General features: G+C 69.4%; 13 protein-coding genes and 2 pseudogenes. 11 read left to right on the top strand and 4 right to left on the bottom strand.

What is annotated here, in order from left to right; genetic code table 11:
- Nucleotides 1–280: 280 nt before the first annotated feature.
- Nucleotides 281–523, top strand: a pseudogene (locus tag ACZ4WS_RS38955) (TetR/AcrR family transcriptional regulator); the annotation flags it as partial.
- A gap of 250 nt (nt 524–773) precedes the next feature.
- Here the strand turns inward: ACZ4WS_RS38955 and ACZ4WS_RS38960 are convergent.
- Nucleotides 774–2180 carry a cation:dicarboxylate symporter family transporter gene (locus ACZ4WS_RS38960; protein WP_467987967.1) on the bottom strand — a complete coding sequence of 469 codons (1407 nt, stop codon included), beginning with the start codon at nt 2178–2180 and terminating at the stop codon, nt 774–776.
- Nucleotides 2181–2369: 189 nt separating this feature from the next.
- Between ACZ4WS_RS38960 and ACZ4WS_RS38965 the strand changes: the two genes are divergently transcribed.
- Nucleotides 2370–4076, top strand: coding sequence for an ATP-binding protein (locus ACZ4WS_RS38965; RefSeq protein ID WP_467987810.1), 1707 nt, complete (start codon nt 2370–2372; stop codon nt 4074–4076).
- Complete coding sequence (locus ACZ4WS_RS38970) at nt 4073–4750, top strand: response regulator (RefSeq protein ID WP_467987812.1); 678 nt, start codon at nt 4073–4075, stop codon at nt 4748–4750. The genes ACZ4WS_RS38965 and ACZ4WS_RS38970 overlap by 4 nt, the downstream gene beginning before the upstream one ends.
- 66 nt (nt 4751–4816) lie before the next feature.
- Here the strand turns inward: ACZ4WS_RS38970 and ACZ4WS_RS38975 are convergent.
- Nucleotides 4817–5380 (bottom strand): annotated as a pseudogene (locus ACZ4WS_RS38975) (hypothetical protein).
- A gap of 113 nt (nt 5381–5493) precedes the next feature.
- Between ACZ4WS_RS38975 and ACZ4WS_RS38980 the strand changes: the two are divergent.
- Genes ACZ4WS_RS38980 through ACZ4WS_RS38990 form a run of 3 tightly spaced genes read left to right on the top strand, consistent with a single transcriptional unit; the run spans nt 5494 to nt 8643 of the window.
- The gene (locus tag ACZ4WS_RS38980) at nt 5494–6864 is read left to right on the top strand and encodes an extracellular solute-binding protein (RefSeq protein WP_467987814.1); all 1371 of its coding nucleotides are present in this window, start codon (nt 5494–5496) and stop codon (nt 6862–6864) included.
- Between the two features lie 41 nt (nt 6865–6905).
- The gene (locus ACZ4WS_RS38985) at nt 6906–7796 is read left to right on the top strand and encodes a carbohydrate ABC transporter permease (protein WP_467987968.1); all 891 of its coding nucleotides are present in this window, start codon (nt 6906–6908) and stop codon (nt 7794–7796) included.
- 1 nt (nt 7797) lies between these two features.
- Nucleotides 7798–8643 carry a carbohydrate ABC transporter permease gene (locus tag ACZ4WS_RS38990; RefSeq protein WP_467987816.1) on the top strand — a complete coding sequence of 282 codons (846 nt, stop codon included), beginning with the start codon at nt 7798–7800 and terminating at the stop codon, nt 8641–8643.
- A 156-nt stretch (nt 8644–8799) separates the two neighbouring features.
- On the opposite strand, the gene ACZ4WS_RS38995 is transcribed toward ACZ4WS_RS38990, so the two are convergent.
- On the bottom strand, nt 8800–9315 hold the full coding sequence (locus ACZ4WS_RS38995) for an ATP-binding protein (RefSeq protein WP_467987818.1): 516 nt from the start codon (nt 9313–9315) through the stop codon (nt 8800–8802).
- 275 nt (nt 9316–9590) lie between these two features.
- On the opposite strand from ACZ4WS_RS38995, the gene ACZ4WS_RS39000 reads away from it, so the two are divergent.
- From ACZ4WS_RS39000 to ACZ4WS_RS39015, 4 genes are all read left to right on the top strand, one after another.
- On the top strand, nt 9591–10442 hold the full coding sequence (locus ACZ4WS_RS39000) for a helix-turn-helix domain-containing protein (RefSeq protein ID WP_467987819.1): 852 nt from the start codon (nt 9591–9593) through the stop codon (nt 10440–10442).
- Between the two features lie 8 nt (nt 10443–10450).
- Nucleotides 10451–10642 carry a hypothetical protein gene (locus ACZ4WS_RS39005; RefSeq protein WP_467987821.1) on the top strand — a complete coding sequence of 64 codons (192 nt, stop codon included), beginning with the start codon at nt 10451–10453 and terminating at the stop codon, nt 10640–10642.
- 101 nt (nt 10643–10743) lie between these two features.
- On the top strand, nt 10744–11772 hold the full coding sequence (locus ACZ4WS_RS39010) for a glycoside hydrolase family 18 protein (RefSeq protein WP_467987822.1): 1029 nt from the start codon (nt 10744–10746) through the stop codon (nt 11770–11772).
- Between the two features lie 257 nt (nt 11773–12029).
- The gene (locus ACZ4WS_RS39015; protein ID WP_467987969.1) at nt 12030–12659 is read left to right on the top strand and encodes a helix-turn-helix domain-containing protein; all 630 of its coding nucleotides are present in this window, start codon (nt 12030–12032) and stop codon (nt 12657–12659) included.
- A 33-nt stretch (nt 12660–12692) separates the two neighbouring features.
- Here ACZ4WS_RS39015 and ACZ4WS_RS39020 read toward each other — a convergent pair whose 3' ends face one another.
- The gene (locus tag ACZ4WS_RS39020) at nt 12693–13718 is read right to left on the bottom strand and encodes an ATP-dependent 6-phosphofructokinase (protein WP_467987823.1); all 1026 of its coding nucleotides are present in this window, start codon (nt 13716–13718) and stop codon (nt 12693–12695) included.
- A gap of 237 nt (nt 13719–13955) precedes the next feature.
- Here ACZ4WS_RS39020 and pta point away from each other — a divergent pair, with 237 nt between their 5' ends.
- On the top strand, nt 13956–16100 hold the full coding sequence (pta, locus tag ACZ4WS_RS39025; protein WP_467987825.1) for a phosphate acetyltransferase: 2145 nt from the start codon (nt 13956–13958) through the stop codon (nt 16098–16100).
- Nucleotides 16101–16111 lie beyond the last annotated feature (11 nt).

The following is a 16111-nucleotide window of genomic DNA, read 5'->3' on the forward strand; positions in this document are numbered from 1 at the left end:
TCCCCCCCCCCTCCCCCCCCCCCCCCCCCCCCCAACACCCCCCCCCCCCCCCCCGCCCCCCCCCCCCCCCCACGGTAGTGCATGTTCTACGAGACGGTGGCCCGAGGGTCGCGGTTCCGGGGACGGCCAGCGCGCCGCGGTGCCGGTCAGCTCGGATTCCTCGGCCGTTGTCTCCGGCTCGTCCGGAGCCGTACGCCCCTTTCCCGGCAGCAGCACGGCGATCTGCCGTGCGCCGTAGGCGAGTTGGCCGGCCTGCGCCTTCAGCTGCGCGGCCTTCTCCGTGCTCCCCGCCTGCGCGGAGGTGCTCCAACGGGGCCTGGACCAAGGTGTGTTCGAGTCCCCGCTGCCCGCGCCCGCGCTCGCCTACGTGCACGAGCAGCTGCTGTTCGCCCTCATGGAGGCGGTGAACGACGGCCTGCTGGCAGCCGAAGAGGCGGGCCGCTCCGCCGCGGTCACCCTGCTGACCGCGACGGGCGTACCCGCCTCTCGTGCCACCGAGCTGGTGGCCAAGCTGAGCGATTGAACCGAGCGGCCGGGCCTACGGGGGAGTGACCTGGCCGCTCGGCGTCTTGGGGGGCGCGCCCCGTTCAGGAGGGCGCCCGGTAAGGGGCGCGGGCCCGGTAAGGGGCGCGGGCCCGGTAAGGGGCGCGGGCCCGGTAAGGGGCGCGGGACGGTGACATCATGCGGCTCCGCCGCGTGGGCGCGACCAGCCACGTACCACCCGCGGCTTTCGAACGCCCCGCAGTTCCCGAACCGCACTCCCAGCGGAGCGCTTACGCCTTGGCGAGTTCCTTCTCACCGCCCTGCTCGGGCACCTCCGTCGCGACGTCCTCGCCGGAGTCGTCCAGCAGCGTCTTCTCGTCGAAGGGCAGCTCGCCGGCCAGGACGGCGTTCACCCGCTCCTTGTCGACCTCGCCGGTCCAGGTGCCGATGAGGAGCGTGGCGACGGCGTTGCCCGCGAAGTTGGTGACGGCGCGGGCCTCGCTCATGAAGCGGTCGATGCCGATGATCAGGCCGACGCCGTCGACCAGGGCGGGCTTGTGCGACTGCAGACCGCTGGCGAGAACCGCGATACCGGAGCCGGAGACGCCGGCCGCGCCCTTCGAGGCGATCATCATGAAGAGCAGCAGCCCGATCTGCTGGCCGATGCTCATCGGCTGGTCCATCGCGTCGGCGATGAACAGCGAGGCCATGGTCAGGTAGATCATCGTGCCGTCGAGGTTGAAGGAGTACCCGGTCGGCACGGTGATGCCGACGACCGGGCGGCTGACACCCAGGTGCTCCATCTTCGCGATGAGCCGCGGCAGCGCGGACTCGGACGACGAGGTGGAGACGATCAGCAGGAACTCCCGGCCGAGGTACTTCAGCAGCTGGAAGAGGCTGACCTTGGCCACCAGCTTCGTCAGCGTGCCCAGGATGACGACGACGAACAGGAAACAGGTGACGTAGAAGCCGAGCATGATCGTGCCCAGCGCCTTCAGCGCGTCCATGCCGGTCTCGCCGATGACGGCCGCCATGGCGCCGAAGGCACCCACGGGAGCGGCCCACATGATCATGCCCAGGACGCGGAAGACGAGCTTCTGGATGTGCTCGACACCGCGCAGCACCGGCTCACCGGTACGGCCCATGGCCTGCAGCGCGAACCCCACGAGCAGGGCGATGAGCAGCGTCTGGAGCACCGAGCCCTCGGTGAAGGCCGAAACGAACGTGGTCGGGATGATCCCGAGCAGGAAGTCGACGGGCCCCTCGGCGGCGGCCTCGGCCTGGGTGTGTCCGACACCCTTCACGGCCTCGGTCAGGTGCATCCCGCTGCCCGGGTGGATGATGTTGCCGACGACCAGGCCGATGGCCAGCGCCACGAAGGACATGGCGATGAAGTAGCCGAGCGCGAGCCCGCCGACCTTGCCGACCTGGGCGGCCTTCCGTACCGAGCCGACGCCGAGCACGATCGTGCAGAAGATGATCGGCGAGATCATCATCTTGATCAGGCTCACGAAGCCGGTACCGATCGGCTTGAGCTCCACGGCGAAGTCCGGCGCGGCGAACCCGACGGCGATGCCGAGAGCCACCGCGATGATCACGGCGATGTAGAGATAGTGGGTGCGGTCCCGCTTGGCGGGTGCGGCAGGTGCCGTTGTGCTGGCCACGGCTGCCCTCCTTGACGACGTCGTCGGCATCATTCCGGCGTGCGGCTCACGACCGGCGGAACCCGGCGTGCGGCTCACGACCGGGGGAATCGGGAGGCGGCACTCCCGGGGATCCGGGAGGCGGCGCTCCCGGGGGGATGCGGTGACTATCTCCCGGCTTGTGAGGGCGGTCACCCTTCCGTTCATTTAGTTCACACTTATACGTAGAGGCAGACTGATTGCATGCGCTTCCCCCGCGTCCCAAGACCCCGCAGCCTGGCCGGCCAGCTCTTCGGCATGCAGGCCGTGCTGATCGCGGTCCTCGTCGCCGGGTACGCGCTCTTCACCTACGTCAGCGACCGCAGCCAGGCCGATGACGCGGCGGGCCGCCAGGCCACGGCCGTCGCCCGTTCGATCGCGGACGCCCCCTCCGTGCGCGAGGCGATCCGCACCACCAACCCCACGAAGACCCTCCAGCCGTACGCCCTCCAGGTGCAGCAGGACACCGGCGTCGACTTCGTGACGATCATGAATCCGCAGGGCATCCGCTGGACCCACCCCGACAAGACGCTGATAGGCAAGCACTTCCTCGGCCGCATCGGCCCGGCGCTGAACGGGGAGACCTTCACCGAGACGTACACGGGCACCCTCGGCCCGTCCGTACGCGCCGTCACCCCGATCCGCGACAAGGGCGAGATCGTCGGCCTGGTCAGCGCGGGCATCAAGGTCGAGGCGATCACCAAACGCGTCCAGGACCAGGTCACCACCGTCGTCGGGGTCGCGGCGGGCGCCCTCGCCCTGGGCGGCATCGGCACGTACGTCATCAACGCGCGGCTGCGCCGCTCCACCCACGGCATGAACGCGGCCGAGCTCAGCCGGATGCACGACTACCACGAGGCCGCGCTGCACGCCGTACGCGAAGGGCTGCTGATGCTCGACGGGCAGTTCCGGGTGGCGCTGATCAATGACGGCGGGCGGGAGTTGCTGGGAGTGACGGACGAGGTGGTCGGCCGTTCCGTCGCCGAACTCGGACTGCCCGCGCCGCTGACGGGCGCGCTCCTTTCGGCGGAGCCGCGGGTGGACGAGGTGCACCTGACGGAGTCCCGCGTCCTGGTCGTGAACACCTCCCCCGTCTCCGGCGGCGAGCGTCGCGGCACGGTCGTCACCCTGCGCGATGTGACCGAGCTCCAGTCCCTGATGGGCGAGTTGAACTCGGAGCGTGGCTTCACACAGGCGCTGCGCTCGCAGGCGCACGAGGCCGCGAACCGCCTCCACACGGTCGTGTCGCTCATCGAACTGGGCCGCGCCGACGAGGCGGTCGACTTCGCCACGGCGGAGCTGGAACTGGCGCAGACCCTCACCGACGAGATCGTCTCCGCGGTCAGCGAACCGGTCCTCGCCGCGCTACTGCTCGGCAAGGCCGCGCAGGCCAACGAGCGGGGCGTGGAGCTGGTGGTGTCCCCCGACAGCGCCATCGACGACGGACTGCTCCCGGCCTCCCTGTCCGCCCGTGACCTGGTCACCGTGCTGGGCAACCTGATCGACAACGCGATGGACGCGGCGCAGGGGACGGTGGGCGCACGGGTCACCGTCACCGCGTTCACGGACGACTCCGTGCTGGTGCTGAGGGTCGCCGACACCGGCGCCGGGGTGGACCCGGCCCACGCCGAGCAGGTCTTCCAGCGCGGCTGGTCCACGAAACCGGCGGGCCCCGGCGGGCGGGGCCTGGGCCTGGCCCTCGTACGGCAGGCCGTGAGCCGTCACGAGGGTGTACTGACGATGCGGGAGGCCGCCGGGGGCGGGGCGGAGTTCGAGGCGCGGTTGCCGTTGCCTACGGTTGCCTCGGCGCCGGGGACCGCGGAGGCAACCGTTGCCGAGCCCGAGCCCACTCAGTCCGAGCCCACTCAGTCCGAGCCCACTGAGCCCGCCTTGCCTGGAGGCGACGTATGACCGACCCCATCCGCGTACTCGTCGTCGAGGACGACCCGGTCGCCGCCGACGCGCATGTCATGTACGTCGGCCGCGTGCCGGGCTTCACCGCGGTCGGCAAGGCCCACACCGGTGCGGAGGCGCGCCGCGCGCTGGACCGTACGCCGGTGGACCTGCTGCTGCTCGACCTGCACCTGCCGGACGTGCACGGCCTGCAGCTCGCCCGCTCGCTGCGGGCCGCCGGCTATCACGCGGACGTGATCGCGGTGACGTCGGCGCGGGACCTCGCGGTGGTACGGGAAGGGGTCTCGCTCGGCGTCGTCCAGTACGTCCTGAAGCCCTTCACCTTCGCCACCCTCCGCGACCGGCTCATCCGGTACGCCGAGTTCCACGCGGCGGTGGGCGAGGCGAGCGGCCAGGACGAGGTGGACCGCGCCCTGGCCACCCTCCGCGCCCCGGGCCCGGCCGCGCTCCCCAAGGGGCTGAGCGCACCGACCCTCGAACGCGTCACCGTCGCCCTCCGCGACTGCGCCGACGGCCTGACGGCGGCCGGGGTCGCCGAGGCGGTCGGCATCTCCCGGATCACGGCCCGGCGGTACCTGGAGCACCTGGTGGACTCGGGGCGGGCGGCGCGCGCTCCGCAGTACGGGCAGGTGGGGCGGCCGGAGTTGCAGTACCGGTGGGTGAAGGGCTGACGCCGCGGAGGCGAGGTCAGCCATTGGGCAGGATGACGGCCCGCCCGTTCACCTTCCCTTTCAGCTTCAACTCACATCAGGTGGACCTACAGCTGCCCCGAAAGGTTGCGAGTACGCCACGACCTGCACGCCCAGCGCCACGACCGCCGGCGCCTCGGCCACCGACAGCACGAGCAGCCCCGGCCCGGCGGCCTGGCCACCGCCCCAGTGCACGACGAGACCGGCGAGCGGTACGACGCAGAACGCGAGCAGATCGACCCCGCACTGGATGACCTTGCGCGACACCCTCCGCGCATCGCCCTGGTGAGCCGCCTCCCACCCGAACGCACCCTCGATACCGGCGAGTTCAGCCAGCCGCGGCGCCAACTCGCCCCGGACGTACGCCCCGATCGCGGAGATCTTCTCGTCGTTGACCAGGTAGGTCCACCCGAGGACGACGCACACGGGCGGCAGCGCCAGCAGCATGGATGTCTACTTTGCCTGCGCGGCCGCCGCGACCACAGCGGCCACGACCGCCAGCGTCACATACAGCAAATTGTCCCGGAACCCGATCCGCGCCTTCTGCTGGTCCTTGACGCTCTGATACTCCGCGAGCAGCAACTGCCCCTCGCCGGTGCGCTGTTCCGCCACGTCACTCCCCCTTCACCAAGCCTCTGCAAGGTCATTGACCTGACATCCTCCACGCTCTTAGGTTCACCGGGCAGACAAACTCGGCCACCAACGACGTCGGCCAGTAGGAGGTCGTGCCCGTGCGCCCCACCGCCGCCCCACTTCTCCTCGCAACGCTGCTCACCGCCACGACTCTCACCGCATGTGGATCGGGATCCGGCAGCGATCCGGACACCGTGAAGGTCGCCTTTAAGCAGTCGACCGACAACGCGATCCGGGTGCCGGACATCTACCTGAGTGAGATGAAGAAGCAGTTCGAGAAAGCGAACCCCGGCAAGAAGGTAGAGCTCGTCCCGATCAAAGCCGCGGACTCCGAGTACTACACGAAGCTCCAGCAGATGCTGCGGTCGCCGAAGACGGCCCCCGATCTGGTCTACGAGGACACGTTCCTCATCAACTCGGACATCACCAGCGGGTACTTGAAGCCCCTCGACGCCTACCTCGACAAGTGGGCGGACTGGGACCAGTTCATCGACACGGCCAAGACGGCAGCCAAGGCGCAGGACGGGAAGACGTACGGCGTTCCGGACGGGACGGACACCCGGGGGCTCTGGTTCGACAAGGGCATCTTCGAGAAGGCGGGCCTGCCGAGTGACTGGCAGCCGAAGACATGGGACGACGTGCTGGCCGCCGCCCGCACGATCAAGGACAAGGTCCCCGGCGTCGCCCCTCTCAACGTGTACACGGGCAAGCCCGCCGGCGAGGCCGCCACCATGCAGGGCTTCGAAATGCTGCTGTACGGGACGGGTGACGGGACCGCGGACCCCCTGTACGACACCGCCACCAAGAAGTGGATCGCGGGAAGCCAGGGCTTCAAGGACGCCCTCACCTTCGTGGAGACGGTCTACAAGGAGAAGCTCGGCCTCGACGTCTCCGACGCCCTCGACCCCAACATCCAGACGAGGGTCCGCGGCGAACTCCTCCCCAAGGGCAAGCTCGGCATCAACCTCGACGGCAGCTGGCTCCCGCAGGACTGGCTGAAGGGCTCGGGCCACGAATGGCCGGAGTGGTCGCAAAAGCTCGGCCTCGCCTACATGCCCACGCAGCACGGCCAGGCCCCCGGCAAGGTGAGCATGTCCGGCGGCTGGACCTGGTCGATTCCTTCCAAGGCGTCCAACCCGGACCTGGCCTTCAAGTTCATCGAGACGATGCAGACGAAGGCGAACGCCCAGAAGTGGTACATCGCCAACTCCGGTATCGCGGTCCGGAAGGACGTCGCCGCCGACCCCGCGTACGTGAAGGCCCAGCCCGGCATCAAGTTCTTCACGGACCTGGTCGCGAGCACGCACTACCGGCCCGCGTACCCGGCGTACCCGAAGGTCTCGACCGCCATCCAGGAGGCCATGGAGGGCGTGACGACGGGCGACAGCTCGGTCGAGAAGGCGGCGAGCGGCTATGACGAGGAGCTGAAGACGGCCACCGACAACCAAGTGATCAAGAAGTGAGTGTGGGTACGGGGACGGCGGCGCCCCCGGTCCGCTCCGCGGTGACGAAAGACGCCCCCCGGCGCCGGGGAGGGGTGCGTCGCTCCCTGGCCCGCGCGCTGCCGGTCACTCCGGCCGTGGTTCTGCTGCTCCTCTTCCTCGCGGGCCCGATCGCCTACTGCGCGTACATCGCCTTCACGGACCTGCAGCTGACGGGCCAGGCCCACTCGTCCTTCGTCGGCTTCGACAACTTCCGGGCGGCGTTCAAGGACGACGCGTTCCTGAACGCGGTCTGGCTGACGCTGGTGTTCACGGTTCTGTCGTCACTGGTCGGCCAGAACACGCTGGGCCTGGCGCTGGCTTCACTGATGCAGCGCGCGTCGAAGCCGGTCCGCACGCTGGTCGGCGGGATCGTGATCACGGCGTGGGTCCTCCCGGAGGTCGTCGCGGGATTCCTGCTGTACGCCTTCTTCCGCCGCGAGGGGACACTGAACGCCATCCTCGACTGGCTCCATCTCCCCTCCCAGAACTGGATGTTCACACTTCCGATCCTGGCGGTGTCGTTCGCGAACGTCTGGCGGGGGACGGCCTTCTCGATGCTGGTCTACTCGGCGGCACTGAACGAGATCCCGAAGGAGATCACGGAGGCGGCGGAGGTGGACGGGGCGGGGGGCTGGCGCTGCATGTGGCACATCACGCTGCCGATGATCCGCCGCTCGATCGGCACGAACCTGATGCTGAACACGCTGCAAACGCTGTCCGTCTTCGGCCTGATCTGGGTGATGACACGAGGCGGCCCGGGAAATCGCAGCCAGACCCTCCCCCTCTTCATGTACGAACAGGCCTTCCAGAAAAGCATGATCGGGTACGGGACCGCGGTGGCCTTGTTGCTGCTGGTGGTCGGTTCCCTGTTCTCGGTGGTGTACATGCGGCTGCTGCGGACGGAGGTCTGAGATGGCGGGACGCAGGAGTCTCAAGTCCCGCCGTACGGGGCGGCGGTTGGCAGCGGATGCGGGGCTTCTGGTCGTGGCGGCAGCGTTCGTGCTGCCGCTGGCATGGCTGGTCCTGTCGTCGCTGGACGCGCACGCGGATCTGCGGGTGAAGGCCCCGGACGGTCTGACACTGGGCAACTTCGACGCGGTCCTGAAGCCGGACATCACCTTCACACCGCTGCTCAACAGCCTGATCCTGTGCGGGGGCGGAACGCTGCTGACGGTGGTGTGCGCGACGCTCGCGGCGTATCCGCTCTCGCGGTTCCGGTCGCGGCTGAACCGGCCGTTCCTGCTGACGATTCTCTTCGCGACGAGTCTGCCGATCACGGCGATCATGGTGCCGGTGTACGCATTGTTCGTGCAGGTGAACCTGATCGACACCGTGCAGGGCACGATCTTCTTCTTCGCGGCTTCCCAACTGCCGTTCGCCATTTGGCTGATGAAGAACTTCATGGACGGCGTACCGAAGGAACTGGAGGAGGCGGCCTGGACGGACGGGGCGTCGTCACTCCAGTCCCTGGTACGGATCGTGCTGCCGCTGATGGGGCCGGGGGTGGCGGTGGTGACGGTGTTCTCGTTCGTGATGATGTGGGGGAACTTCTTCGTGCCGTTCATGCTGCTGCTTACGCCGGATCAGATGCCGGCCAGCGTGAGCATCAATGAGTTCTTCGGGAATCGGGGGACCGTGGTGTACGGGGAGCTGGCCGCCTTTTCGATCATTTACTCGACACCGGTGATTTTGCTTTATGTGCTGGTGGCGAGGCGGGTGGGTGGGGGGTTTGCTTTGGGTGGGGCGGTTAAGGGGTGAGGGTTCGGGTGGTGGTTATTGCTGCTCGTCGGCCTGAGTGCGGGCCCGGTCGGCTTCGGCGGTTTCGCCGGCCCGGGTGTAGGCGTCGACGGCTTGGAGCCAGCAGGTACGGGCCTGGGCCGAGGAGCAGCAATAACCGCCACCCCACCTCCCGCGTCACCCCCTCCCAGCCCCCACCCCCGCAAACTCCCGAGCCCCCCGCCAAGGCAACACCGCCCACATCCGCGTCCCACCCCCCGGCTCCCGGGCCTCCCCGAACCCCCACTCCCCGTCACACACCCGCACCACGCAGGCGAGCACCCGCAGTGCCGCCCGCCTCCGCGCATCGCAAGCCGCCGCCAGCCGAGGATGACTGTGCCGGGGATGCCCGTCGTAGAGGATCACCCGCAGCGCCCCTTCCCGAAAACGCAGCGACACGTACACCGAGGCGTCCGGCGTGAACCGGCAAGCACAGGCGGCCAGTTCAGCCACGACCTGCACCGCCGCCTCCGTCATGTCCTCCAGCCCGTGCGCCTGGAGAACGACCCGGGTCGCCGCCCGAGCCACCCGCGAACTCGCCGCCCCGGCGGGCAACGTGAAGCTGTACGCGAGCGAGTCCGGAGACGGCGACGGCGGTGTCTCCACTCCGCCGGTCGAGATGGGACAGGCCGAGACGGCCACCAATGCGGACATGACGAACTCCCTTGTTAGACACCGGACTTGACCTGCACACAACGACCCGGCCAGTGGCCTGTCTCCCTGGCGCGAGCCCGCACCTCCCAGGGAAGGAGAACGCGGGCAGGCTCGCGCGATGCGCTTCCGAACGACGCCGGGCTGTAAGCGACTTGTCACTGACTGTAGAGCATGCGCGGAGTACACGTACTACTCATCGCGGAAGTCCCCGGTGGACCGAGGGCGCACCACACCGGCAGACTGACCCCGCCACACGGTTGAACGGGAGGGGGCGCATGCCGCCGAGGAGTACACCGACGGAGCGTCAACGGCGACTGGGCGCGGAGTTGCGCAAAATGCGCACCGCGGCCGGGATGACCACGGGGTACGCCGCCGGCCTGCTGAGCGTGCCCCGCACGAACGTGCCGAACATGGAGTCGGGCCGCTCCGGCATCAGCGCCGACCGCGTACGCGCCCTTGCGAGCAACTATGGCTGCGAGGACGAGGAATTCGTCGAGGCACTGGCCGCCATGGTCACCGGCCGCGACAAGGGCTGGTGGGAGGCTTACCGGGGCCAACTCCCAGACGGCTTCCTGGACATCGCCGAGATGGAGTGGCACGCCAGGCGGCTACGGATCGCGGTCACCGTGCACCTGCCGGGGCTGATCCAGACCGAGGAACACGCCCGCGCCGTCTTCGAAGCCGTGATCCCACCCCTGCCCGCCCCCGATGTCGATGCACGCCTGGCCCACCGGGTCGACCGGCAGCAAGTGCTCGACCGGCCGGAGCCCCCGGACCTCGACGTGATCCTCCACGAGGCCGCCCTGCGCATGGAGTTCGGCGGACCGGCCGTCGCACGGCGGCAGTTGGAGCACCTGCTGCGGGTGTCCGAGCGCGAGACCGTGACCGTGCGCGTCATCCCGTTCAAGGCGGGCGGCTTCCCCGGCGCCGGACAGTCCGTCGTCTACGCCGAGTCGACCGTGCCCCGCCTAGACACCGTGGAGCTCGACAGCACACACGGCCCAGAGTTCGTCGACACTGAGACACAACTCCGCAAGTACCGGGCCCAGCTCGACGCGGCCGAGTCCGTCGCGCTCGCCCCCACAGCCTCACAGGACTTCATCCGCACCCTCGCCGACGACCTCTAGGAGAACCCGTGCCCGTCATCACCTGGGAAGAGCCCTTCTGCGGTGAAGGAGCCAACTGCTTCCGCATAGGCACCGACCCCACCGGCAACGCCTACATAGCCATCGCCGGCCAGGAAGACCACTACCTCACCGACACCCGCGAAGCCCTCCGCACCCTCATCCAAGACATCAAGGCCGGAAAAGCCGACCACCTCCTCTAGCCCCGCCCCCAACCCCCCCTCACCCACTTCTCACCCACCTGAGAAGGAACTCATGATCCAAACCTTGGTGTGACCATGCCGTTTAACTAGCTTTTACCCGCATGAGTCACAGACCCCTCGCCGCCACAACCACCGCCATGACCACCGCCACCGCCCTTGCCGCAGCCGGCCTCTGGTTCATCGCGACCCCCGAAGGCCTCGCAGCGACCACCACGACCGCGATCAAGACCACGACCGCCACCCTCCCCAGCGGTCTCAACGGCCCCTACCTCTACCTCGGCTGGGGCGACGCCCCCTCCCCCACCAAGGTCATGTCCGCCACCGGCACGACCCAGTTCACCCTGGCCTTCATCCTCTCGGACGGCACCTGCACCCCGAAGTGGGACGGCGAGCGCGGGCTCACCGGTGGGGCCGACGCGGCCGCGATCAAGGCCATCCGGAAGGCCGGCGGCGACGTCACCGTGTCGTTCGGGGGCGCGGGCGGCAGCAAGCTCGGCGCGAAGTGCACCTCGGCCGCGAAGCTCGCCGCCGCGTACCAGAAGGTCATCGACGCGTACGACCTCGGCTCCATCGACATCGACCTCGAGTCGACCGAGTTCACCAGCGCCACCCTCCGGGGGCGGGTCGTCAGCGCCCTGAAGACCGTCAAGGCGAAGAACCCCGGCCTCAAGGTGTACGTCACCTTCGGCACCGGGCCCGAGGGGCCGGGCACGATCGGCACGGACCTGATCCAGCGCGCCGCCGCCAAGAACCTGGGCGTCGACGGGTGGACCGTCATGCCGTTCGACTTCGAGCAGGGTGAGACCGACATGGTGGCGGCCACCAAGTCCGCGGTGAAGGGCCTCAAGGACGTGATCGCCGACGCGTACGGGATCTCGGCGGGCGCCGCCTATCGCAGGGCCGGGTTCTCGACCATGAACGGCGTGACCGACTCGGACGGTGAGAAGGTGACCGTGTCCGGCTTCAAGGCGATGGTGGCGTACGCGGAGAAGCGCCATCTCGCGCGGGTCTCCGTCTGGTCCGTGAACCGCGACCGCGTCTGCGCCGATGACGCCGAGGCGGACGAGTGCAGCGGCATCGACCAGACGACGTACGCCTTCACCGAGGCGCTGGCGGGCTACACGGGCTGACCCGACCGACCCGACTGAACCGGCCAGGGGTCGCCCACCGGTCGCCCCACCGGCCACCCCCCTGGCCGCCCCCACACCCACGAACGAAGCCCCACGGCCGAAACCGTATGTTCCTACAATCCGTAATTGTGGCCGAACGGACCGTAGTCACCGCTGTCCCGAACCCATACTTTGTGCGCGTGCACCAACCGCAGGCCCATCAGCCCACCCCGCCCTTCAACGCCCAGGCCGCCCGCAGACTGCGGGCTGCACTCGGCATGGGGCCCGAGCATGTCGCGTACGGGATGAGAGCCTCGTACGGGCTGCCGTATGTCACGCCCGATCTCGTCGCCGCCTGGGAGCGCGGGATCACCACTCCGAGCAGTCCCGAACTCACCGCGCTCGCGGGCGTGCTGTGGTGCTCGCCGGGTGAGCTCATCGGCGCGCCCCGCACCCTGCGCGAGCACCGCATCGCGCGCGGGCTCGCCCCGGAGGACGTCGCGCGCGCCGTCGGACTCGAACTCCTCGCGTACCAGCGGATGGAGGAGTCCGGCGCCTGGCGCGGCAACGAACGGCAGTCGTCCGCGCTCGCCGAGGTCCTCGACCTCTCGCTGCCCGACTTCATCACGGTGACGGGGCGCGACGACAAACTCGCGGAGCTGCTGCGCAGCGCGATGACGACGCGCTGGCAGGCGTACGTACGTCCGGTCGGGAAGATGGTGCCCCTGGACCGGCACCTCCTGGAGGACGTCCTGGAGGAGATGCACACGGACTACCAGGGGCAGATGGTCGCCTCGCTGAGCTGGGGCGGCGGTTCGGCCGCCGCCGACTCCAGCGAGTCGGGCCGGAACTTCCTCGAGCGGATCGTCGATCACTTCTGGTCGATGGTCCAAAGGACCACGTACTGAGGTCTCGAAGAGGCCTGGAAGACGGACTCCGCCTCAGAACACCGACTCCGCCTCGTCCATCCGGTCCTTCGGCACCGTCTTCAGCTCGGTGACCGCCTCGTGCAGCGGCACCATCATGACGTCCGTGCCGCGCAGTGCGGTCATCCTGCCGAAGTCGCCGCGGTGCGCGGCCTCGACGGCGTGCCAGCCGAACCTCGTCGCCAGTACCCGGTCGTACGCCGTGGGCGTGCCGCCGCGCTGGATGTGACCGAGAATGACCGGCTTGGCCTCCTTGCCGAGGCGGCGCTCCAGCTCGTACGCCAGCGCCGTGCCGATGCCCGGGAAGCGCTCGTGCCCGAACTGGTCGATCTCGCCGTGGCCGTAGTCCATGGTGCCCTCGGCGGGGTGGGCGCCCTCGGCGACGCAGACGACGGCGAACTTCTTGCCGCGGGCGAAGCGCTCCTCGACCATCTTCACCAGGTCGGCCGGGTCGAAGGGGCGCTCGGGCAGGCAGATGCCGTGGGCGCCGGCGGCCATGCCGGACTCCAGGGCGATCCAGCCCGCGTGGCGGCCCATGACCTCCACGACCATCACGCGCTGGTGGGATTCCGCCGTGGTCTTCAGGCGGTCCATCGCCTCCGTGGCCACGCCCACCGCGGTGTCGAAGCCGAAGGTGCGGTCCGTCGAGGAGATGTCGTTGTCGATCGTCTTCGGGACGCCGACGACCGGCAGGCCCGCGTCCGACAGCATGCGCGCCGCCGTCAGCGTGCCCTCGCCACCGATCGGGATCAGCACGTCGATGCCGAACTCGCGGGCCATGTCCTGCGCGTTCTCGCAGGCCTCGCGGAGCCGGTCGCGCTGCAGGCGCGAGGAGCCGAGGATGGTGCCGCCGCGGGCGAGGATGCCGCTGACCGCGTTGAGGTCGAGGGTGCGGTAGTGACCGTCGAGCAGGCCCGCGTAGCCGTCCTCGAAGCCGATGACCTCGTCCCCGAAGTTGGTGACCGCTCGGTGCACGACCGACCGGATCACTGCGTTCAGGCCCGGGCAGTCGCCGCCTGCGGTGAGAACTCCGATACGCATCGTGCTGTGTCTCCTGCTCGCTGCTGGTTCGTGTGAGCCGGTCCGATTGTTTCACGGCCGACGGGGCACCGTCGCTTCCGCCCGCCCCACCAGGACGTTTCCCCTGGCGGGCGCCCTAGCTACCCGCAGAGGTATTGTCAAGAGGGTTCTGCTCACCTTAGTGGGCTATTTTTCCGAGCCCCGAAAAACCACCCGCAGAACCGGCCCACCCAGCGACGAAACGGATGGAGAGCACGCGTGACGCGCAGCGTGTACGTGACCGGGATCGACCGAGGTGACGGCCGCCAGGTCGTCGAGCTGGGGATCATGGAACTCCTGACCCGCCAGGTCGACCGGGTGGGGGTGTTCCGTCCGCTCGTCCACGACGGTCCCGACCGGCTCTTCGAGCTGCTGCGCGCCCGCTACCGGCTGGCCCAGGACCCGGCGACGGTGTACGGCATGGACTACCACGAGGCGTCCGCGCTCCAGGCGGAGCAGGGGACGGACGAGCTGGTGTCCACCCTCGTCGACCGGTTCCACCGTGTCGCGCGGGACTATGACGTCGTCCTCGTCCTCGGTACGGACTTCGCCGCCACCCAGCTTCCCGACGAGCTGGCGCTCAACGCCCGGCTGGCGAATGAGTTCGCCGCTTCCGTCATTCCGGTCGTCGGCGGCCGCAAGCAGACCGCGGAGTCCGTGCGCGCCGAGACCCGCAACGCCTACCGCGCGTACGACGGGCTGGGGTGCGACGTCCTCGCCATGGTCGTGAACCGGGTGGCCCCGGGCGATCGCGCGGAGATCCACGAGCGGCTCGACACCCGGCTGCCCGTGCCCTGTTACGTCCTTCCGGACGAGCCCGCGCTCTCCGCGCCGACGGTCGCGCAGATCACCGCCGCCCTGGGCGGCAAGGTGCTCCTCGGCGACGACGCGGGGCTCGCCCGTGACGCGCTCGACTTCGTCTTCGGCGGTGCGATGCTGCCGAACTTCCTCAACGCCCTGACGCCCGGCTGTCTCGTCGTGACCCCCGGCGACCGCGCCGACCTCGTCGTCGGCTCGCTCGCCGCGCACAGTGCGGGCACCCCGCCCATAGCCGGTGTGCTGCTCACCCTCGACGAGCGGCCCACCGACGAGATCCTCACCCTCGCGGCCCGGCTCGCGCCCGGCACCCCGGTCGTCTCGGTGGCCGGGACCTCCTTCCCCACCGCGGCCCAGCTCTTCTCCCTGGAAGGGAAGTTGAACGCGGCCACACCCCGCAAGGCGGAGACCGCGCTCGGCCTCTTCGAGCGGTACGTGGACACCGGCGACCTGCTCAAGCGGGTCTCGGCGCCGAGCAGCGACCGGCTCACGCCGATGATGTTCGAGCACAAGCTCCTGGAGCAGGCCCGCTCCGACAAGCGCCGCGTCGTGCTGCCCGAGGGCACCGAGGAGCGGGTGCTGCACGCCGCGGAGGTGCTGCTGCGCCGGGGCGTGTGCGATCTGACGCTGCTCGGGCCGGTCGACCAGATCCGCAAGAAGGCCGCCGACCTCGGCATCGACCTCGGCGCCACCCAGCTCATCGACCCGCAGAGCTCCGAGCTGCGGGACTCCTTCGCCGAGAAGTACGCGCAGCTGCGCGCCCACAAGGGCGTGACGGTGGAGCTGGCGTACGACGTCGTCGCGGACGTGAACTACTTCGGGACGCTGATGGTCCAGGAGGGTCTCGCCGACGGCATGGTGTCGGGGACGGTCCACTCCACGGCCGCCACCATCCGGCCCGCCTTCGAGATCATTGGAACAAGGGGGGCCGCGCGAAGCGCGTCGGGTAGGGCGGTGGTGGGAGACGGGAGGGCCAAGCCGGACGCGAAGATCGTGTCGTCCGTCTTCTTCATGTGCCTCGCCGACAAGGTCCTCGTGTACGGCGACTGCGCGGTCAACCCGGACCCGAACGCCGAGCAGCTCTGCGACATCGCCATCCAGTCGGCCACCACCGCCGAGCAGTTCGGCGTCGAGCCGCGGATCGCGATGCTGTCGTACTCGACGGGTACGTCCGGTTCGGGTGCCGACGTCGACAAGGTGCGCGAGGCGACGGACCTGGTGCGGCTGCGGCGCGACGACCTGAAGATCGAGGGGCCGATCCAGTACGACGCCGCCGTCGAGCCGACCGTCGCGGCGACCAAGCTGCCGGACTCGGAGGTCGCCGGGCAGGCGTCCGTGCTGATCTTCCCGGACCTCAACACCGGCAACAACACCTACAAGGCCGTGCAGCGCTCGGCCGGCGCGATCGCCGTCGGCCCGGTCCTGCAGGGCCTGCGCAAGCCGGTCAACGACCTGTCCCGCGGCGCGCTCGTCCAGGACATCGTCAACACCGTCGCCATCACGGCGATCCAGGCCCAGGCCCCCGACCAGAAGGCATCCCAGCAGTGAGCTCCCACCCG

The sequence above is a fragment of the Streptomyces sp. NPDC029292 genome, assembly GCF_055569295.1.

Bases quoted from the DNA above. Each gene is read 5' to 3' on its own strand.
- ACZ4WS_RS38960 (WP_467987967.1), bottom strand. From the start codon at position 2,180: ATGATGCCGACGACGTCGTCAAGGAGGGCAGCCGTGGCCAGCACAACG.
- ACZ4WS_RS38965 (WP_467987810.1), top strand. From the start codon at position 2,370: ATGCGCTTCCCCCGCGTCCCAAGACCCCGCAGCCTGGCCGGCCAGCTC.
- ACZ4WS_RS38970 (WP_467987812.1), top strand. From the start codon at position 4,073: ATGACCGACCCCATCCGCGTACTCGTCGTCGAGGACGACCCGGTCGCC.
- ACZ4WS_RS38990 (WP_467987816.1), top strand. From the start codon at position 7,798: ATGGCGGGACGCAGGAGTCTCAAGTCCCGCCGTACGGGGCGGCGGTTG.
- ACZ4WS_RS38995 (WP_467987818.1), bottom strand. From the start codon at position 9,315: ATGTCCGCATTGGTGGCCGTCTCGGCCTGTCCCATCTCGACCGGCGGA.
- ACZ4WS_RS39000 (WP_467987819.1), top strand. From the start codon at position 9,591: ATGCCGCCGAGGAGTACACCGACGGAGCGTCAACGGCGACTGGGCGCG.
- ACZ4WS_RS39010 (WP_467987822.1), top strand. From the start codon at position 10,744: ATGAGTCACAGACCCCTCGCCGCCACAACCACCGCCATGACCACCGCC.
- ACZ4WS_RS39015 (WP_467987969.1), top strand. From the start codon at position 12,030: ATGGGGCCCGAGCATGTCGCGTACGGGATGAGAGCCTCGTACGGGCTG.
- ACZ4WS_RS39020 (WP_467987823.1), bottom strand. From the start codon at position 13,718: ATGCGTATCGGAGTTCTCACCGCAGGCGGCGACTGCCCGGGCCTGAAC.